Annotated in this window: 23 protein-coding genes and 2 pseudogenes; 6 read left to right on the top strand and 19 right to left on the bottom strand. The window is 57.2% G+C overall.

Going from position 1 to position 17577, the window contains the following annotated elements:
* Positions 1-5: 5 nt before the first annotated feature.
* The 6 genes from PSQ19_RS02010 to PSQ19_RS01985 form a co-directional block, all read right to left on the bottom strand.
* Complete coding sequence (locus tag PSQ19_RS02010; protein ID WP_282219415.1) at positions 6-467, bottom strand: MerR family transcriptional regulator; 462 nt, start codon at positions 465-467, stop codon at positions 6-8.
* A 24-nt stretch (positions 468-491) separates the two neighbouring features.
* Positions 492-803, bottom strand: a complete 312-nt coding sequence (locus PSQ19_RS02005; protein WP_282219414.1) for an integration host factor subunit alpha — start codon at positions 801-803, stop codon at positions 492-494.
* Between the two features lie 227 nt (positions 804-1030).
* Positions 1031-1993: a beta-ketoacyl-ACP synthase III gene (locus tag PSQ19_RS02000; RefSeq protein WP_282219413.1), complete on the bottom strand. Its 963-nt coding sequence runs from the start codon at positions 1991-1993 to the stop codon at positions 1031-1033.
* Positions 1990-3060 (bottom strand): phosphate acyltransferase PlsX, encoded by a 1071-nt coding sequence (plsX, locus tag PSQ19_RS01995; RefSeq protein ID WP_282219412.1) that lies wholly within the window; start codon positions 3058-3060, stop codon positions 1990-1992. Before plsX ends, PSQ19_RS02000 begins: the two co-directional genes overlap by 4 nt.
* Before the next feature lie 97 nt (positions 3061-3157).
* Entirely contained in the window at positions 3158-3706 is a 549-nt protein-coding gene (locus PSQ19_RS01990) for a YceD family protein (protein WP_282219411.1), read from the bottom strand.
* The gene (locus PSQ19_RS01985; RefSeq protein WP_282219410.1) at positions 3703-4230 is read right to left on the bottom strand and encodes a ubiquinol-cytochrome C chaperone family protein; all 528 of its coding nucleotides are present in this window, start codon (positions 4228-4230) and stop codon (positions 3703-3705) included. The genes PSQ19_RS01990 and PSQ19_RS01985 overlap by 4 nt, the downstream gene beginning before the upstream one ends.
* A 168-nt stretch (positions 4231-4398) precedes the next feature.
* On the opposite strand from PSQ19_RS01985, the gene PSQ19_RS01980 reads away from it, so the two are divergent.
* Positions 4399-4848, top strand: coding sequence for an outer membrane protein assembly factor BamE (locus PSQ19_RS01980; RefSeq protein WP_282219409.1), 450 nt, complete (start codon positions 4399-4401; stop codon positions 4846-4848).
* 49 nt (positions 4849-4897) lie between these two features.
* Here the strand turns inward: PSQ19_RS01980 and nusB are convergent.
* The 10 genes and pseudogenes from nusB to PSQ19_RS01935 all read right to left on the bottom strand — a co-directional run bounded on the left by nusB (position 4898) and on the right by PSQ19_RS01935 (position 11968).
* Positions 4898-5415 (bottom strand): annotated as a pseudogene (nusB, locus tag PSQ19_RS01975) (transcription antitermination factor NusB).
* Positions 5412-5891 (bottom strand): 6,7-dimethyl-8-ribityllumazine synthase, encoded by a 480-nt coding sequence (locus PSQ19_RS01970; protein ID WP_282219408.1) that lies wholly within the window; start codon positions 5889-5891, stop codon positions 5412-5414. Before PSQ19_RS01970 ends, nusB begins: the two are co-directional and overlap by 4 nt.
* A 272-nt stretch (positions 5892-6163) precedes the next feature.
* Entirely contained in the window at positions 6164-6988 is an 825-nt protein-coding gene (locus PSQ19_RS01965; protein ID WP_282219407.1) for an oxidoreductase, read from the bottom strand.
* Between the two features lie 47 nt (positions 6989-7035).
* Entirely contained in the window at positions 7036-7662 is a 627-nt protein-coding gene (locus PSQ19_RS01960) for a riboflavin synthase (RefSeq protein ID WP_282219406.1), read from the bottom strand.
* Positions 7663-7664: 2 nt separating this feature from the next.
* Positions 7665-8768 carry a bifunctional diaminohydroxyphosphoribosylaminopyrimidine deaminase/5-amino-6-(5-phosphoribosylamino)uracil reductase RibD gene (gene ribD, locus PSQ19_RS01955; protein WP_282219405.1) on the bottom strand — a complete coding sequence of 368 codons (1104 nt, stop codon included), beginning with the start codon at positions 8766-8768 and terminating at the stop codon, positions 7665-7667.
* Positions 8765-9247, bottom strand: coding sequence for a transcriptional regulator NrdR (nrdR, locus tag PSQ19_RS01950; RefSeq protein WP_282219404.1), 483 nt, complete (start codon positions 9245-9247; stop codon positions 8765-8767). The genes ribD and nrdR overlap by 4 nt, the downstream gene beginning before the upstream one ends.
* 9 nt (positions 9248-9256) lie before the next feature.
* Complete coding sequence (glyA, locus tag PSQ19_RS01945) at positions 9257-10552, bottom strand: serine hydroxymethyltransferase (protein ID WP_282220774.1); 1296 nt, start codon at positions 10550-10552, stop codon at positions 9257-9259.
* A gap of 157 nt (positions 10553-10709) precedes the next feature.
* On the bottom strand, positions 10710-10871 hold the full coding sequence (locus tag PSQ19_RS19625) for a DUF6898 family protein (protein ID WP_407649191.1): 162 nt from the start codon (positions 10869-10871) through the stop codon (positions 10710-10712).
* Between the two features lie 196 nt (positions 10872-11067).
* Positions 11068-11247: a hypothetical protein gene (locus PSQ19_RS01940; RefSeq protein WP_282219403.1), complete on the bottom strand. Its 180-nt coding sequence runs from the start codon at positions 11245-11247 to the stop codon at positions 11068-11070.
* A complete protein-coding gene (locus PSQ19_RS01935; protein ID WP_328517714.1) occupies positions 11216-11968 on the bottom strand; it encodes a L,D-transpeptidase family protein in 753 nt (250 codons plus the stop codon). Before PSQ19_RS01935 ends, PSQ19_RS01940 begins: the two co-directional genes overlap by 32 nt.
* Here PSQ19_RS01935 and PSQ19_RS01930 point away from each other — a divergent pair.
* Positions 11913-12311: a hypothetical protein gene (locus PSQ19_RS01930; RefSeq protein ID WP_282219401.1), complete on the top strand. Its 399-nt coding sequence runs from the start codon at positions 11913-11915 to the stop codon at positions 12309-12311. The genes PSQ19_RS01935 and PSQ19_RS01930 overlap by 56 nt on opposite strands.
* 275 nt (positions 12312-12586) lie before the next feature.
* On the opposite strand, the pseudogene ldtR reads toward PSQ19_RS01930, so the two are convergent.
* Both ldtR and PSQ19_RS01920 read right to left on the bottom strand, forming a co-directional pair.
* Positions 12587-13097 (bottom strand): annotated as a pseudogene (gene ldtR / locus PSQ19_RS01925) (transcriptional regulator LdtR).
* Positions 13098-13307: 210 nt separating this feature from the next.
* Positions 13308-13697, bottom strand: a complete 390-nt coding sequence (locus PSQ19_RS01920) for a hypothetical protein (protein ID WP_282219400.1) — start codon at positions 13695-13697, stop codon at positions 13308-13310.
* A gap of 100 nt (positions 13698-13797) precedes the next feature.
* Between PSQ19_RS01920 and hemB the strand changes: the two genes are divergently transcribed.
* The 4 genes from hemB (at position 13798) to PSQ19_RS01900 (ending at position 17269) form a co-directional block, all read left to right on the top strand.
* On the top strand, positions 13798-14811 hold the full coding sequence (gene hemB, locus PSQ19_RS01915) for a porphobilinogen synthase (protein WP_282219399.1): 1014 nt from the start codon (positions 13798-13800) through the stop codon (positions 14809-14811).
* Positions 14812-14967: 156 nt separating this feature from the next.
* Entirely contained in the window at positions 14968-15411 is a 444-nt protein-coding gene (locus PSQ19_RS01910) for an RDD family protein (RefSeq protein ID WP_282219398.1), read from the top strand.
* A 59-nt stretch (positions 15412-15470) separates the two neighbouring features.
* Positions 15471-16199 carry an arginyltransferase gene (locus tag PSQ19_RS01905; protein ID WP_282219397.1) on the top strand — a complete coding sequence of 243 codons (729 nt, stop codon included), beginning with the start codon at positions 15471-15473 and terminating at the stop codon, positions 16197-16199.
* 65 nt (positions 16200-16264) lie between these two features.
* On the top strand, positions 16265-17269 hold the full coding sequence (locus PSQ19_RS01900; protein WP_282219396.1) for an endonuclease/exonuclease/phosphatase family protein: 1005 nt from the start codon (positions 16265-16267) through the stop codon (positions 17267-17269).
* Here PSQ19_RS01900 and PSQ19_RS01895 read toward each other — a convergent pair.
* Positions 17266-17574 carry a Dabb family protein gene (locus PSQ19_RS01895; protein ID WP_282219395.1) on the bottom strand — a complete coding sequence of 103 codons (309 nt, stop codon included), beginning with the start codon at positions 17572-17574 and terminating at the stop codon, positions 17266-17268. The two genes, PSQ19_RS01900 and PSQ19_RS01895, sit on opposite strands and share 4 nt — an antisense overlap.
* Positions 17575-17577: the final 3 nt, after the last annotated feature.

Genomic DNA, 17577 nt, shown 5'->3' with positions numbered 1-17577 from the left:
GGCTATCAGTTTTCGCGCGCCCGTTCGAGCAACCGCTTGCAATCGAGCAGTTCCTTGAGCACCGAGGACAGCTTGTCCCGATCCTCCTGATCGAGCACGCGGCCACCGGGCGGAGAATTTGTCGGCTGAGTGGTCAGTGCCTGATTTTCGGCGTCCTCGGCGGCATCGAGCATCGGCATGATGTCATCGATGGATTTGCCTTCGCCAACGGCAATAACATAGCGACTGCCCTGATCCTTGAGGATGCGCTGCACGCCCTTGATGGTGAAGCCCTGATCGTAAAGCAGGTGTCGGATGCCCTTGAGCAACATGACATCTTCGGGGCGATAGTAGCGTCGTCCCCCGCCCCGCTTCAATGGTTTGATGGTGGCGAAGCGCGTTTCCCAGAAGCGCAGGACGTGCTGCGGCAAATCCAGCTCATCGGCGGCTTCAGAGATCGTGCGGAAGGCGTCAGGTGATTTTTCCACCAAGGCTCCCCATGGGAGAAAGTGTTATTTTCCAGAACCAACCATAGATTTGTTGATCTTGGATTTCAACACATTGCTTGGTTTGAACACAAGAACCCGTCGCGGCAAGATGGGCACTTCCTCGCCAGTCTTGGGATTGCGGCCAATCCGCTCGTTTTTGGAGCGAACTTGAAAGGAGCCGAATGAGGAGAGTTTTACATTGCCCCCGGTGATCAACGCGTCGCCAATCAATTCGAGCACACGTTCCACCAGTTCCGCCGATTCGGTTCGGGACAGACCCACGCTGCCATAGACCGCTTCGGCCAAATCTGCCCGCGTTACCGTTTTTTGCGCCATCTCCATCCCCACATTGCCAAAGGGCTGTTATCGTGTTGCGGACCCGTTCTCGTGGCCCCACTTGTTCTGGCTTGCGGTAGGTATATGCCGCCGCTACGGAACCATGCGACCCGGTCTGCGGTATTGCCCCGACCCCAGCGACAAGGATTTGTCGGCTGGTGCACAGGTTTGCAGACTTGAGGGAGACTAACGCCTTGAAACGTCACAGGTCAATGCGCCTGATGTGACTACCAGCGAATGAGGGAGGCGCCCCAGGTGAAGCCGCCGCCCATGGCCTCGATCATGACCAGATCGCCCGGTTTGATCCGACCGTCGACAACCGCAGTATTAAGCGCGAGCGGAACCGAGGCCGCAGATGTGTTTGCATGGGTATCGACGGTGACCACGACCTTGTCTGGCGCGAGGCCCAGCTTGTTGCCAACCCCGTCAATAATGCGCTTGTTGGCCTGGTGGGGAACAAACCAGTCCAGATCATCAACGGTCAAGCCGGACTGTTCCAGCGCCGTGTAGACCACATCAGAGATCATGCCGACCGCGTGTTTGAATACTTCGCGCCCCTCCATTCGGACGTGACCGACCGTCTGGGTGGACGATGGACCACCATCGACATAGAGCTTGTCCCAGAAGTGGCCATCAGACCGCAGGCTCGTTGCGAGAATACCGCGGTCGTTTTCATCAGCGAGTTCCAGGACCACCGCCCCGGCACCATCGCCGAACAGCACGCAGGTGGCGCGGTCGGTCCAATCAAGGATGCGCGAATTTGTTTCGGCACCGATGACGAGTGCGCGTCGCCCCATACCATTCTTGAGATGGCTGTCGGCGGTGGCAATCGCGTAGACGAAGCCCGAGCAGACCGCTTGTATGTCGAAGGCAAAGCCATGGTGCATACCCAGCTTTTGCTGCACGATGGTTGCGGCGGCGGGGTAGGTCATGTCGGGCGTCGTGGTGGCCACAATGACAATATCGATATCGTCGATGCTCATATTGGCCCGGGCGAGCGCTTCCCTGGCGGCGGCGGTTGCCAGATCCGAGGTCACCTCATCATCAGCGGCAATGTAGCGCTGTTTGATGCCGGTACGCTGTACGATCCATTCGTCGGATGTATCAACCGTTTCAGACAATTTTTGATTGGTCACAAGATTGGCAGGAAGATAACCGCCGGTACCCCGGATTATAGCACGCTTGGTCACGCCGGCTTGTCCTCTGTCTGGTGGCTGGTATTGCCGGTTACGGCGCTGATCGGAAACTGCCGCATGCCTTCGCCAATCTTGTCGATCAAGCGGCTTCGCGCCATTTCATAGGCCAGATTAACGGCGCTTTTATAGCCAATTTCATCAGTGCCGCCATGCGACTTGATGACAATGCCATTCAGGCCAAGGAAAACGCCGCCATTGACGGTGCGCGGGTCCATTCTCTGACGCAGCGCCGACAAGGCCGAACTGGCAAGTAAGGCGCCCAGTTTGCTCATCAGGTTGGCACTCAGGGCATTGCGCAGGTAGGCGCCGACCTGACGCGCGGTACCCTCGGCGGTCTTGAGCGCGATATTGCCGGTAAAGCCCTCGGTGACGATGACATCGACCGTACCCTTGCCCAAATCATCACCCTCGACAAAACCGTGATAGGTGAACCCCGAACCAGAGGCTGCAGCCAGTATTTTTCCGGCGTCCTTGATCGAATCGAGGCCCTTGACCTCTTCAGTACCAATATTGAGCAGGCCAACGCTCGGTTTGTCGCGTGCAAACAAGGCGCGGGCAAGCGCGGTACCAAGGATTGAAAAATCCACCAATTGCTGGGCGTCACCGCCAATGGTTGCGCCAACATCGAGTACAACGATGTTGGACCGCATAGTTGGCCAGATGGCGGCAATTGCCGGACGGGAAATGCCTTCGATCGGGCGAAGACAAAAGGTTGCCATTGCCATCAGCGCACCAGTATTGCCGCCAGAAACGGCGACATCGGCCTCGTCGTCCTTGACCGACTGCAACGCATTCCACATCGATGAGGTACCCTTGCCCTTGCGAAGTGCCTGGCTGGGCTTTTCGTCCATGGCGATCACCACATCGCAGTCGCGAATGATCGATACCGGTTTCAAATCGGGAAACTCATCCAGGAGCGGCGTGAGCGTTGCTGTCGGGCCATGGAAGACAAAACTGGCGTCGCTGTGCTCTTTCAGGGCCAGCATTGCCCCGTGAAGAGCAACGCGCGGGCCGTTGTCTCCGCCCATGGCGTCCACAGAAATTCTTATGGTTTCGATCATTTCCGCCCGTGATTCAGCCCATCATGCGGGCGTCGTTCAACATATCCCATCATCGGGGGTGTGCAACCCCCACTCCAAAAGCCGCCTTGGCACGGCATTATTGCTTACCTGACGGATCTTTGAACACCTTGAGGCTGGCGAAGGGAGAGGTCACTTCGTCATTTACCGCCACGCCAAGGGTTTCAAGAGATTCGCCTGATCGGCGGGGATAGGGGTCGATGGCCAGTGCGATGGTCTCGATCAACAAGTCGGTCAGATCAAGATCAGGGCCCTCGAGCGGGTCGGGAATGTCGCCCTCCAGATCAACAAAGATTTCGGCGCCAGCAGCCGGATTGGCTGGCTTGCTCGCGCCGGGCATGAAGACGCGGTCAATCGGTTCGTCGATATCCTGATAGACGGGCTCGAAGCTGACGACCGAGGGCTGTTCGATGCGAGCGCGGAGCGATCCTGTAACATGCACGCCACCGCGCACGGGGGCGACCAAAGCAGTAGCGTCAAAACGCTCGACCGCCGTGACCTTGAGAATTTCTGCCAATTCATCGAGCCGCGTTCCGGCAGTTGAAACACTTACATCACGCCCCGGTGCGTGCAATTTGTCGACGCGGACAATAGCGTCAAGAAACAATGGTTCGCTCTTGTGAGTCACGCAGCAACCTCGAATGCAATTGCGCCTTCAATAATAGTGCGCGCCGATTGCGCGGCAAGCAAATTATCCTGCGCGATTACATAGCTGGCAAAGGCTGCGATAGAAGGCGGCGCTGCGCCCTCAAAAATATTGCGACTCAAGACCTCAGCGACCGCGTCGGCGTCACCGTGGTCGATTGCCTTGTTGAGCGCGGCCAGCAGCCCAAAAAATATATTACCCATTTGTTGAATTTTCTTGGGGACAGCCAGATCCCCTGCCCCCATTTCGCGCAGCGAGCGGTCCATGTCCCTAAAAAACAGATCAAACACGCTTTGGCTGAATTTTTTGTATTCGGCGTCTTCGGCACGCAGGCGGCGAAACAGCAGCGCCAAATGCAGCGAGATCATGTCAAAGCGCCCAGTCACCGTATCGGGGACGAACCATTCGGCGTAGAACCGCTCCTGCCGGGATTGTGCCACAATGGCATTGTAGACGGCAAAAACAGCATCGCTCGGGGCGTTCTTGCGAAACAGTGACAGGATCATGGATTGCTTTCAGACTCGTGATCGTTCGCCACTTTGCATTTGTTCGCACTGGCCTTAAGAACTTGCCAGATTGGTGCGTTGGCAGCTAAACAGTCGACGCGTATTGTGCGCAAAGTTTGGCGCAACGCAGTGTGCCTATAGTCGAGAGCCATCGGGAAAGTCAAATTCATGGCATTGAAGCTTCTGACCCGGCGTGTCGCGCCGATCGTGACCGCCACCGCCCTTGCGCTGATCTTGGCAGGCTGTTCCAGCAGCGGCGGCATCGTGACCCGGCATACCCAAGGGTATGAAATTTCTGAATCGGCGCTCAAGCAGGTGCGACCCGGTCAGAGTCAGGAACTGGTGACACTGGTGCTGGGGTCTCCACAATCCACCAACACTTTTGGTGAACAGTCTGCGTATTACTACGTCCAGACCAAAATCGAAGAAACAGCGTTCGGCCTCAAGATGATCAAGTCGCGTACTGTGTTGGCGGTGTATTTCGACAAGAACAAAAAGGTTGTCGACAAGGCTGTGTACACGCTTGAAGATGGCAAGGTGATTGCGATCGAAACCCGCCGGACCGCCTCATTCGGCGAAGACCGCTCATTTATCGATCAGATATTGCAGTCCTTCTAGGAACCACGCTCAAGATTGACAAAGCCCCGACATCAAACCGGGGCTTTTTTCATGGCTGCGGTGGCGTTTTCCAGGTGGTTTGGCCCAGATCGGTGCCGGCCGCGCGGGCCATATTGTCGAGTACGCCATTGACCATGCCGGTCGCATCATCCTCATAAAATGCCTTGGCAATGTCGACATATTCGGTGATGACGACACGCGGCGGGATGTCTTTTCGGCGCAGGAGACTCAAAGGCAGCGGCACGCAGTATGGCACGCAAGGTTGCATCAACGCGCTCGACGGGCCAACTGTCGACAAGAGCCTTGTCAATGGCCGGGTCAATTTCGAGCCTGATGCTTGGCAACCCCGGCGAGGATCTGGCGGAAGAAATCGGCGTCGGCGGGCAGATATTGGTCACCTTCAATTTCACGGCCGAGATGAAAGGCGCTGAATTGGGCCAACGTGTCTTCCAGCGATACCCGGCCGATATCCATCTGGTAGAGCGCTTGGACAGCAGCAAGCCGGGCGGCACCACGCTGATTGGCTGTACGATCTGCTCCCTCGGTGCGTTTTGGGATGTCGCTCATGCCTCGTCGCCCAATCGTGCCTTGAGTGCGGCCATAGCCAACGCTGCATTGGCAGCACCACCACCCTTGTTCTGTTCGCTGACCCGCGCGCGCGCCCAAGCCTGCGCTTCGTTTTCAACCGTCAGGATGCCATTGCCAAGGGGTAACGCGTCAACAACCGAGATTTCCATCAGCGCGCGGGCGCTTTCGCCAGACACAATCTCATAATGCGTTGTTTCGCCCCGAATAACAGTGCCCAGCGCGATGTAGCCATCGTAGTCGCCGGTTTCCAGCGCCATGGCAATTGCGGCCGGGATTTCGAGCGCGCCGGGCACGGTAATGACATCATGGTCAGCGCCGGCAGCTTTGAGCGCCTGCTTGGCACCGGCAAGCAGTTCGTCAGCCAGATCAGCATAGTAGCGCGCCTCGACAATAAGAAAGCGCTGGCCCTGGGCACTGCCCGGCTCGATGGATATGGAAGTGCCTGACGAGGCCATGGATCAGTCCTTACTAGCGCGTGTCGCCAAGGATCTCACAGAAAATGAAAACCCGGCCGTTCCGACACATAAGTTAAACCTGCCGCTCAGCTTGCTGCCCGATTTGGCCGGTGCCTCAAACCGCATTTATTGCAGACCATGCGTGCAATCACCTCGCAGTGAAGGTGATGGGCCGAGTGGGTATATCGCCCAAAGGCCATACACTCAACCTCCATCCATGGCGATCTTGCCTGTTCCGATTGCTGGAAGGGCGTAACTGAAAGCGGTGGGCGTTAGCCCACCACACTCATGACAATGCGATCGAATATGCGATCACCGAGCCATTTGCGCAGATTGATCAGCAGCTTGGCGTATTTGCCTGCCGCATAGCGGGTTTTGGGGCGCGACGACTTGATGGCGCGACTGACAATATCGGCGATGATCTGGGGCGATGAGGCGCCGCCGGGCTTATATGACTCCGCGGTTGCGCGCGCGACTCGTGCTGCCAGTTCCTTATATGGACCGGTGCCTGAATGTTTCAGCATCGGGCCTTCGACGACATCGCCGAACTCGGTTTCAATCAGACCCGGCTCAACGACCACCACATCAATTCCGAACTGGGAAAGTTCGAGGCGCAGACAGTCCGACATGCCTTCGAGGGCGTGTTTGGTCGCGTGATACCATGCACCGAGCGGCGTATAGATTTTGCCACCGACCGACGAGATGTTGATGATCTTACCGGCCCTGCGTTCGCGCATGTAGGGCACCAGAAGTTGAGTCAGGTGAGCCAAGCCAAAAACATTGACCTCGAACTGATAGCGCGCATCGTGCATCGGCACGTCCTCGAGCGCGCCGTAGAGGCCGAAGCCGGCATTATTGACCAAAACATCCACCCCACCGAAGCGTTCCCTGATGATGTGGACGGCCTCGGTAATGCTCTCTTCTTTTGAAATATCGAGCGCAATTGGATGGGCCCCCAATCCTTCGAGGTCATCCATTTTTCCCACCCGGCGCGCCGCGACGATGACGGTCAACCCGTCCTTGATGAGTTGTTTGGCAATGACCTTACCCATGCCCGACGATGCACCGGTGACGAGCGCTATCTGCTGACCATTCATGATGTATTCCTTGTAAGAAGACTACCGAGGGCCCTCAGATAGCTGATTCATTTTGCCGGGCGTGGCGGGATGGTGCCAAGGGTTTCAAAGAGCCGCGCGGCATAGCGCGCCATCGGATCGACCTCGATATTGACGTGATCGCCGACCCCATAGTCGCCCCACGATGTTTCAGCGACGGTATAGGGGATCAAGTGTACGCTAAAATTGTTACCATCGACGCTATTGACGGTGAGCGAAGTTCCATTGAGCGCAACGCTGCCCTTTTTCGCGATGAAAGGGGCAATTGCATCACCGACGGCAAAACTGAAGGTGATCTGATCGCTGGTATCGTGCCGCTCGATGATCTCGGCCATGCCGTCGATGTGGCCCGACACGATGTGACCGCCCAGTTCATCGCCGATCCTGAGTGACCGCTCCAGATTGATCCGCCGACCATTCTGCCAGTTACCAACTTGGGTAACGCTGAGCGTTTCGGTGGCGGCGAAAACGTCGAACCAATCGGTTTGGTCGCGGCCCTTGGCGGTCACGGTCAAACAAATGCCGTCGCAGGTAATAGAGGCGCCCAGATCGATTCCCGATGCGTCATAACGCGTACCGATCCGCAGGCGACGGCCATCATTGCGGTCTTCGGTTTCGAGCAGGCGGCCGACGTCAGTTACAATTCCGGTGAACATTTCTAGTCCCTGGCGCGCTTTTCAAAGGTGTGCAACATGTCGTCGCCGAGCGAATGCACGTCAACTTCGCTCATGCCTGCGGTAGCAAGGCGTTTTTCCATGTCGCCGTTTTCGGTCGCCCGAATACCGGATTTTCCGACCATGATGCTGCTGGTTAACAGTTCGAACCTGTCGACAAGATGTTCGTCCAACAGAGCTTCGCTCAGCTTGGCGCCTCCTTCGACCAGCAGGTGAACAATGCCCATTTTCGACAGCGCCGTCAGCATGGCACCGAGGTTTGGACGACCATTGACGCCGGGCACCCTGATCACAGATATTGATGGCGGAACAGAAATTTCGGCGTCAGGAGTTGCAATGATTGCAACACGATAGCCGGTAAATCCGACAATTAGATTCAACTTTTCATCGAGCCCCTCAGCGCCGACAAGCACCAGGCGCAGCGGGGATCGGCGCTCCAGCCCCTTGATGCGAACGGTCAGTTTGGGATCATCGGCCTTGGCGGTCGCGGCACCGATCAGTACGGCATCGGCAAAGGCACGCTGCATGTGGGTCCATTGGCGGGCGGGTTCGCCGGTGATCGAAAGATTGCCCCAGTCGGGCAGACCGATGCGTCCGTCGGCAGACACCGCAAGTTTGGCGGTTACAAATGGTTGTCCGCGCACCTGCCGTTTGGCGTGCCCCTCGTGCAGGCGCGCTGACGGCCGGTGATCGGCCTGGACGATTTCGATCCCGGCCTCGATCAGGCGCTGTGCAGTTTTTCCCGATGTTCTGGGATCGGCATCTTTGGTACCGATGACGACGCGGGCAATGCCGGCGCGAATTATCGCATCAACGCATGGGGGCGTTCTACCCCAGTGGTTGCAGGGTTCGAGCGTGACATAAAGGGTTTTGCCCCTGGCGCGGCCGCCTGCGGCCTCGAGCGCCTGAGGCTCGGCATGGGGTCGACCGCCGGGGGCGGTAATGGCACGCGAGATGAGGGTATTGTGTTCGGGGTCAACGATCAGGGCGGCGACGGCGGGATTGTCAGCGGTAGTGCCGCGAAATGGCTCGGCGAAGCGAACCGCCGCATCGAGCCAGCGCAGGTCCTCTGCTGACGCCCGGCTCAATCGTCATCCACCTGAATGTCACGCTCATCACTGTGTGCCAATTCGCTGAGGAACGAGCGGAAGTCGTCGGCGGCCGAGAAATTCTTGTATACTGAGGCAAACCGAACGAATGCCACGTCGTCGAGTCCTTTCAAGCCCTCCATTGCGTAGTCGCCGATCTGGTCCGATGTGATTTCAACATCGCCTAGACTTTCCAGTTGCCGGACGATCCCTGACAGCATGCGTTCGACCCGCTCGGGATCCACCGACCGCTTGCGCAGGGCGGTAAACACTGAGCGGGAAAGCTTTTCGCGGTCGAACGGCACCTTGCGGCCCGACTTCTTGACCACGGTCAGATCGCGCAGCTGCACGCGCTCGAAAGTGGTGAATCGGCCACCGCAGGCATTGCAGATCCGGCGACGGCGAATTGCCCCCGAATCCTCGGTTGGTCGGCTGTCCTTGACCTGCGTATCGTCGTTGCCGCAATAGGGACACCGCATGGCTGGTCCTCAGGCTTGCGGATAGATGGGAAAACGGCTGGTCAATGCCTTGACCTTGTCGCGCACCGCGGCTTCCACGACGGCGTTGCCTTCGTCGGAATTGGCTTCGCGCAAGCCGTCGAGCACTTCGACAATATATTCGCCGATCTGACGATATTCAGCTTCGCCAAAGCCGCGTGTCGTCCCGGCGGGGGTACCCAGCCGAATGCCCGAGGTTACAAATGGCTTTTCGGGATCGAAAGGAATGCCGTTCTTGTTGCAAGTGATGTAGGCGCGGCCAAGGCCCTGCTCGGCCCGTTTGCCGGTGGCGTTCTTTTTGCGCAGATCAACCAGCAGAAGGTGATTGTCGGTGCCGCCCGAGACAACTTCAAGTCCGTGCTCAACCAGGGTCGCGGCCAACGTCCGGGCATTGCGGACAACCTGCTGGGCATAGGCCTTGAATTCAGGTTGCAGGGCTTCCTTGAAGGCGACGGCCTTGGCGGCAATGACATGCATCAAGGGACCACCCTGCAGCCCGGGGAAAACCGCCGAGTTGATTTTTTTGGCAATCGCCTCGTCATTGGTCAAAATCATGCCACCGCGCGGACCGCGCAACGATTTGTGGGTGGTGGTGGTGGTGACATGAGCGTGCGGTACCGGCGAAGGATGAACGCCCCCCGCCACCAATCCAGCGATATGGGCCATATCAACCATGAGATAGGCGCCCACTTCATCAGCAATTTCGCGGAAGCGCGCCCAGTCCCAGACGCGCGAATATGCCGTGCCGCCCGCCAGAATCAGCTTGGGCTTGTGCTCGCGCGCGAGGCGGGCGACTTCGTCCATATCAAGCAGGTGATCGTCGCGACGCACACCATAGGACACAACGTTGAACCATTTGCCGCTCATGTTAACCGGCGAACCGTGTGTCAGGTGACCACCCGAATTCAAATCGAGACCCATAAAAGTGTCGCCGGGCTGGAGCAATGCGAGAAAAACCGCCTGATTCATCTGGCTGCCCGAGTTGGGTTGCACATTGGCAAAACCGGCGCCGAACAACTGCTTTGCGCGCTCAATGGCCAGTGTCTCGGCGACATCCACAAACTGACAACCGCCGTAATAGCGCTTTCCGGGATAGCCCTCAGCGTATTTGTTGGTCATGATCGAGCCCTGTGCCTCCAGCACGGCGCGCGAGACAATATTTTCCGAGGCTATAAGCTCGATTTCGTCTTGTTGACGGCCAAGTTCATTCTGAATTGAGGCGGCGATTTCAGGATCTGCATTCGCCAAACTATTGGTGAAAAACTTTGGGTATAGCGGCTGGGACATTGCTGCGCTCATGTTCGGCTCCTGGGGAAACCCGAGATGTTGTGCTGGAGTGTTGGTTCGACGCAGCCTGTAGCATAGGTGCGCCAGCCTATCCAAGCGTTCTCACACGCAAATTCCGCAAGCATGGCACCATCCAAACGCCCTGCCCTTTCGGGCGCTATTGCGTCGACATTTTCTTTCGTAGCTTTGCCAAGGCCAATTGCTGCATCTGGGCGCGCGACGCTGAGGTGGGCACGATAACAATTACTTCAGTGCCGCTTGCCCCATGGATTGCGGCGACCCGCGTCTGTGGCCCTACCCGGACAAATTCGAAAAGCACCTCGGAATTGCTCACGGCACTCCAGACCTAAGGTTGTGAATCAGAATCGGATTATAGCCTTAACCCGCTGATTCAAATCAACTAACCTCAATATTTTCGCAGTATAGCGCAAACCGGGTTCTCGGCCATACACGAAAAATACGCCCCCGGCTTGCGGGGGCGCTTGTCTGGGACTGAATGCCTGAGATCAGGCCAATCAAATATCGTCGAACGTCACCCGGCCCTGAGCGTCGAACTCATAGACGTCATCACGGAAGGACACCGAACCATACCGGTTTGCCCATGCGGTAATGTAGGTGGTGTGAATGGGCACCGGCTTTTTGATGTCCACATCGAGGCGTTCGTTAGAGTTGAAGGCGCCGTCGACATTGTTCAAATCCCAACCGCCATTGTCGCGCAGCAACCAGGACACGAGTCTCATTGACCGCGCTAACCCGGACGCACCCTGACGAGTGGAATCGTGCGTTCTGACCAAACAGGGATTTGGTCGGCGTATCGTGCAGGTACACATCATACTTGTTGTGGAAGTTGATTTTTACGTGGCCCATTGAGTTTTCAGCGCCCGGCTCCTGACGGAACATGTAATTGACCGCCTCTTCCGTGGTCCAGTCAATCTGATTCGCCTGAATCTCGTTGCCCTTGCTATCGTATATATGGATGCGGAACTTGGTCAGATATTCGGGGTCTTCCTGCATGTATTTTGTCAGATCACGGCGAATGATCGACTTGGGCACATGCCAGTACGGATTGAAATTGATCTGATAGATCTTGCTGTCCAGTATCGGGGTGGCCCTATCGGCCCGCCCGACAACAGCAGTATGGCGCTGGGCGACCGTACCAAGTTCGACAGCCTCGATGGAAGCGGCCGGAATGTTGACGACGACATATCGATCCGACAGGTTCGGCGCGAGGCGCTGAACTCGTTGCAGGTTTAGATATAGCTGATTGAGGCGGTCTGCGGCGGGCACCGACATGGCATAAAAGGTCGCCTCGTCGACTTCGCCGGTCACAATAAGACCGTGACGCGCCTGGAAAGCTCGAATGGCGCGATCGGTATCGGCGTCCACTGTCTCGTCCAGCCTTGCTGTAGTGGGCATATCGCCCGATTCCATCAGGCGGCGCTTCAGTGAGACTGCAGGCTCGGCGACTGGTGCCAAGCTTGAGGCGATAGGCGTCGCGCGGAATTTCTTCCCAACCACCGGCGGCAACGAATGGCTCGTACTGCGAAATTGCCAGTTGCAGATTGTTGGCGGTATCGAACGACATGAGCGGTTCGGGCGTGTTGACCAATGCCTTGGCTTCGGCGGTCGCCTCGATGTCATCCCCATCGCGCAGGACACGATCCCGCGAAAACATGTCGGCCAACGACTCGGTGGCGTTGGCACGCAAAACCGCTGGCATTGCAAGCGTAGCCCCTGCCACTGCCATGGTCCGGAGTAGATTTCGTCGATCGAGCCGCATCAGTTCACCCAAATTGTCGCTGCAATTGCACAGCGCGCTTTTATCAACCGCCCCCCCGTCTCACAACGGCAGTAAACCAGCCGTGATCTGCGGAGCCGAAGTCAGTTCGGCGGAAATGTTCCGGGAACGGCTTCTATACCATACTTGGCAGCTATTTGCGGTGATTTGCGGCACAAATAAGAAACGCCGGCACAAGGCCGACGTTTAAGAATGTGATGTGGCTCCAGCGCAACAGCCGCAGGACGGCGACGCTCTCAGAGCTTATACAGGATCTGATCGACCCAGAAGCGCTCCAGACGGGCCAGCGATTTGTTGAGATCGCCAAAGGCATCGTCGCCAAGGCCACCAACCTTGTCGATGGATTTCAAGTGACGATCATATAATTCGTCAATCACTTCAGCGACTTCCTCGCCCTTAGGTGTCAGTTTGATGCGCACCGAGCGACGATCTGAACGCGAACGTTCCTGGAAGATGTAACCGGTGTCGACCAGCTTTTTGAGATTGTAGGACACGTTTGAGCCAAGATAGTAGCCGCGCGACCGCAATTCACCGGCCGTGAGACTCGGCATCGCCAATGTTGAACATGAGAAGTGCCTGGACCGGGTTGATGTCGTCCCAACCCATGCGGTCGAATTCGTCCTTGATCAGGTCGAGCAAGCGACGGTGCAAGCGTTCGACCCGCGACACGGCTTCTAGATAGAGCGGTTTCAGGCTCTGGGTAGTGCCGGGAACCATTGCCTCGGCGGCGTTGGATTTGACTGCCATTTCTGCCTCACACTGTTTTCTTACTGCGCGATTGATCGCGTCTCGTAGGGCTAAACTAGGGCAGCCCACCTAAGATCACCCTAAGCAGCACACTTAAAACTATCTTACTGAAAAAGTTCGCGAATCTGGCTTTATGAATGGTTACACTGTGTCAGAAAATTGTAACCTAAACGCGGTGTAAACAGGTTGAAACTGTTTACCATGCGCCCTCTAGTCGTGCGCCCGAGCGCGCCGGTAGCGCACGCCGAGGGCAAAAATGACCACGATGCTGATCAACAGGACCAGACGGACGGCAAATCCCAGCGCCGACATTTGCACCGCCTCATTGCCCGTCACGTAGAGGATCAGTTCCGCGGCTGTGGCGCCCACCAAAAGCACAGCGCCCCAGCTGGCATTGATCCACAGGCCAACGGCGGCAAACAGACGACAGAGGGCAAAGATGCCCAACAGAATAAAACCCTGGGCGCCGAATTCGGCAATGGGACTGGCCGAGCCAAGTTGAACACCAAGCAGCCTTCCGGCGTCGTTGAGGCCGAGGAGCAGGCTAAGCAGAGCGACGACGCGCACGTAAGGGCCGATATAGGGAGCAGTGAAATCCATGTTGTATCTCTAACCGGCGCCACGCGCTGCGACAAGCGGGGCTATAGGCGTGCCCACTATTGGCTGATAAACATCGCCTCAGGAACGACAGGAGAATAGAATGGCGGCGGATTGGGCCAAACACGACATGGCTTTTTTGGATGGACGCAGACTACGTCGTCCGCGCGCAGCCGCCTGGAGCCGCGCCATGGTGCGCGAAACCAGCCTGTCAACTGCGGACCTGATCTGGCCAATATTTGTCATTGACGGACAGAACGAGCGCACGGCGATCAAGACCATGCCGGGCGTGGAACGGTTGAGCATCGATTTGGCGGTGGCGGCGGCCAAGGCCGCGCGCGATGCCGGCATTCCTGCAATGGCGCTGTTTCCCAACACGCCGGGCCATATGCGCAGCGAAGGCGGGGAAGAGGCTTTCAATCCGGGCAATCTGATGTGTCGGGCGCTCGCTGCCATCAAGAGCGCCGTGCCCGACATCGGCCTGATCGCCGATGTAGCGTTGGACGAATATTCCAGCGACGGACAGGATGGGCTGGTGCGGGACGGCCATGTGCTCAATGATGAAACCATCGCGGTCATGGTGCAGTCAGCCCTGGTACAGGCCAAAGCCGGTGCGGACATTATTGCGCCATCAGACATGATGGACGGCCGGGTTTTCGCCATCCGGCAGGCTTTGGACCAAAGCGGGTTCGACCATGTGCAAATCATGTCGTACGCGGCCAAATATGCGTCGTGTTTTTATGGACCGTTCCGCGAGGCTGTAGGTACAGGCGCCCGGCTGAAGGGTGACAAACGCACCTATCAGATGGATTTTGCCAATTCCGACGAGGCAATGCGTGAGATCGCGCAGGATATTGATGAGGGCGCGGACAGCATAATGGTCAAACCCGGCCTGCCCTATCTGGATATCGTTCGCCGCGCCAAGGACAATTTCAATGTACCGATCTATGCCTATCAAGTGTCTGGCGAATACGCGATGATCGAATTTGCGAGCGCCGCTGGCAGTTTTGACAGGCAAGCGGCGATGGTTGAGAGCCTCACCGCTTTCAAGCGCGCGGGTTGTGATGGCGTCCTGAGCTATTTCGCGCTTGAGGCAGCGCGGTTGCTGAACGAATAAGTCGCCTCGAGCGCCCACTTTTGATACCAAAATTGATATTTGCTCTTGCACCGGACTTTAATCGTGCAAATCTATTGGCCATGAGGACAAACGACACAAACAAGCGCCCCCAACTTCCAGATCCTTCAACGGCCCCCGAGCCTGTTCGAAGGGCTGTTGCTGCGGCGCGCTGCCGCCTATCTCATCGACCTGTTCATCATCGGGGCGCTGATCACCAGCATTACCATTGTGGGTGTTGTCGTCGGGTTTTTGACGTTCGGGCTGGCATGGGGCGCCTTGTTGCTGGTGCTTCCGATCTCGGTCGTGATGTATTACGGCGCAACGCTTGGCTCGTTCAAACGCGCGACGCTGGGCATGCAGATGATGGATATCGTTTTGACGCCGACGCGCGGGCAGCCGCTAGATGGGTGGTTGGCGATTATTCATGCCCTGGTATTTTGGGTTACGATATGGATTTCGTGGCCGGTTTCCCTATTGTTTGTACTGTTCACGCCACGCCAACAGATGATTCATGACCTGATCGTCGGCACATTGATGTTGCGCCGGTCGCCAATGGCGCGGCACTGGGCACGTAGCCAGGCGGGTTCGACGTCGTATTGAACATTGCGCCAGATCGTGCGCAGTATTAGACTGCACCGATGGGCGGAACAGGGCTCTCGATGACAGACCAGACACCAGAAAATACCCAGCTGTTCATGACAGCATCAATGCCCTGCCCTTATCTGCCGGATCGGCGGGAAAGAAAGCTGTTTACCCACCTGACCGGTCGGCGCGCCTCAGCCCTACATCACCTGTTGAGCGAAAACGGCTTTCGGCGCAGTCAGAACCTGATCTATCGCCCCGCCTGCGAAGGCTGCAACGAGTGTCGGTCGGTGCGGATCGTGGCCAATGATTTCTCACCATCAGCGCGGTTTCGCCGCGTGCTCAGGACCAATGCCGATATCAATGTGACTACCTGCCCTCCTGTCGCCAGTAGCGAACAGTATGACTTGTTCAAGCGCTATCTGGAGACCCGCCACGAAGGTGGGGGCATGACCCAAATGTCCTATGCCGACTATGAATATATGGTGGAGGACACCCCGGTGCAGTCGGCGGTGGTGGAATATCGATTGGCGGACGACCCAAATCAGCGGCTGGTGGCAGTAGCTCTGACCGATATCATGCCGGACGGGTTATCGATGGTGTATAGTTTTTACGACCCGGACCTGCAGCACCGGGGACTGGGAAATTTTCTGATCCTTGATCATGTCTCGCAGACGCGCGCGGCCGGGCTGCAATATGTATATCTCGGCTATTGGGTCAAAGACTCCCAGAAAATGGCCTACAAGGCTCAATTTTCTCCCCTTGAGGTACAATCCGGCTCCAGTGGCTGGCAGTTGCTGGGCTAGGCACGGCTTGAGTGAAACGCAGAATCGGCGGACACGTCGTATCAGCGTCTGAGTGCAGGATTTTCATGTCTTCAATAATAAAGCTGTTGCGCCTGGGATTGTTGTCCGGCGCGTTGGGGGGCGGCGCGATTGCGATTCTGGCCTTTTTCGGGTTTGCGGTGCCAGCGTTCGACCTGTTCAATCATGGCCAGATTTTTCTGCTGCCTGCGTCACTGCTCGGCGTATTCATCGTTGCCATATTGCTGCGCGGTCGACGGCGATTGGTTGCGGTGGGAATTGTGGGGCTTGGGCTGGCAGCATCCGCCAGCATTCTGGTGCCTGAATATCTGGCAGGCGTTCAGCAACGCCCCACCGAACCCCGTGATCGGCCCGTCATAACCATGATGACGCACAATCTGTTCGGGCTGAACTACAATATGAAAGAAGTGCTGGCGGCGATCCTGGCTGACAAGCCCGACATCATCGTGCTGCAGGAGTATTTTGGCGAGCAGGCCAGCGACCTCGATCCATTGCTCAAACCCGCCTATCCCTATTCTGTGCGATGTCGCGGCGGCAAGCGCGCCAATATAGCACTCTATTCAAAGCTCAAATTTGAACAGGTTCTGGACGGCAATTGTCCCGACAATGCCTATGTGACACGACGCACCGCTCATATCACTGCCAAATTCACACTTAAAGACGGTACAGCTTTCACGGTGATGACCACACATATGGATTGGCCATTGCCGATCGCCAGACAGCACGACGAGTTGGACAGGCTGAGCGCAGCGGTCGAATTGGTAAAGGGGCCGCTGGTTCTGGCAGGCGACTTCAATTCGGCACCGTGGGCCTATGCGTTGCGCGGTTTTATCGAGGGAAACGGCTTTACCCGCCAGACGCTCAATCTGGTGACCTATCCGATGCGCTGGTACTATTTTGGGGCCTGGCGCGACACAATCCCGTTTTTGCCACTGGATCAGGTGCTAACACGCAACGGCATTGTGGTGCATTCGCTCAAGGCAGGCCAGCGCACCGCCAGCGATCATTTGCCGGTGGTGTTTCGGTTTTCGGTTCAGGCTCCGGCGGGTTAAAGTTCGAGATCGAAGACCACTACGCCATCCCCACCACCCTCGAGCGCTGCAATGAGATTGACAGCAGCGGCCTTGTGAACCGGGGCGACTAGGTAAGCGTCACGCGCGTTCGCGTCTCGAAAGTCCATGGTAAAACCGTGAGCGTAGCCGCGCCCCAAGCCCTCAGGGCTGACATTGCTGCCAATATGGCAATTGACCATGCCTTCGACTGCATCCTTGAGCGCTGCGACTTCGGCAAAGATGGTATCGCGGGCCGCCTGGTCGACATCGGGACGGAATTTTACAAAGACGCAGTGTCTGATCATCGG

The organism is Devosia algicola, from assembly GCF_028816455.1.
Taxonomy (GTDB): domain Bacteria; phylum Pseudomonadota; class Alphaproteobacteria; order Rhizobiales; family Devosiaceae; genus Devosia; species Devosia algicola.
The sequence above is the reverse complement of the archived record's forward strand: the minus strand, read 5'-3'. Positions and strand labels throughout refer to the sequence as shown.

What these genes read in the sequence shown, in the direction of transcription:
- glyA (WP_282220774.1), bottom strand. Translation starts at nt 10,552, where the DNA reads ATGTCCCAGCCGCTATACCCAAAGTTTTTCACCAATAGTTTGGCGAAT.
- PSQ19_RS01900 (WP_282219396.1), top strand. Translation starts at nt 16,265, where the DNA reads ATGTCTTCAATAATAAAGCTGTTGCGCCTGGGATTGTTGTCCGGCGCG.
- PSQ19_RS01985 (WP_282219410.1), bottom strand. Translation starts at nt 4,230, where the DNA reads ATGATCCTGTCACTGTTTCGCAAGAACGCCCCGAGCGATGCTGTTTTT.
- PSQ19_RS01960 (WP_282219406.1), bottom strand. Translation starts at nt 7,662, where the DNA reads ATGTTCACCGGAATTGTAACTGACGTCGGCCGCCTGCTCGAAACCGAA.
- plsX (WP_282219412.1), bottom strand. Translation starts at nt 3,060, where the DNA reads ATGATCGAAACCATAAGAATTTCTGTGGACGCCATGGGCGGAGACAAC.
- PSQ19_RS01965 (WP_282219407.1), bottom strand. Translation starts at nt 6,988, where the DNA reads ATGAATGGTCAGCAGATAGCGCTCGTCACCGGTGCATCGTCGGGCATG.
- PSQ19_RS01905 (WP_282219397.1), top strand. Translation starts at nt 15,471, where the DNA reads ATGACAGACCAGACACCAGAAAATACCCAGCTGTTCATGACAGCATCA.
- PSQ19_RS01930 (WP_282219401.1), top strand. Translation starts at nt 11,913, where the DNA reads ATGGCGCGATCGGTATCGGCGTCCACTGTCTCGTCCAGCCTTGCTGTA.
- nrdR (WP_282219404.1), bottom strand. Translation starts at nt 9,247, where the DNA reads ATGCGGTGTCCCTATTGCGGCAACGACGATACGCAGGTCAAGGACAGC.
- PSQ19_RS01920 (WP_282219400.1), bottom strand. Translation starts at nt 13,697, where the DNA reads ATGGATTTCACTGCTCCCTATATCGGCCCTTACGTGCGCGTCGTCGCT.
- PSQ19_RS01935 (WP_328517714.1), bottom strand. Translation starts at nt 11,968, where the DNA reads ATGCCCACTACAGCAAGGCTGGACGAGACAGTGGACGCCGATACCGAT.
- PSQ19_RS01895 (WP_282219395.1), bottom strand. Translation starts at nt 17,574, where the DNA reads ATGATCAGACACTGCGTCTTTGTAAAATTCCGTCCCGATGTCGACCAG.
- PSQ19_RS01980 (WP_282219409.1), top strand. Translation starts at nt 4,399, where the DNA reads ATGGCATTGAAGCTTCTGACCCGGCGTGTCGCGCCGATCGTGACCGCC.
- PSQ19_RS01970 (WP_282219408.1), bottom strand. Translation starts at nt 5,891, where the DNA reads ATGGCCTCGTCAGGCACTTCCATATCCATCGAGCCGGGCAGTGCCCAG.
- PSQ19_RS02005 (WP_282219414.1), bottom strand. Translation starts at nt 803, where the DNA reads ATGGCGCAAAAAACGGTAACGCGGGCAGATTTGGCCGAAGCGGTCTAT.
- hemB (WP_282219399.1), top strand. Translation starts at nt 13,798, where the DNA reads ATGGCGGCGGATTGGGCCAAACACGACATGGCTTTTTTGGATGGACGC.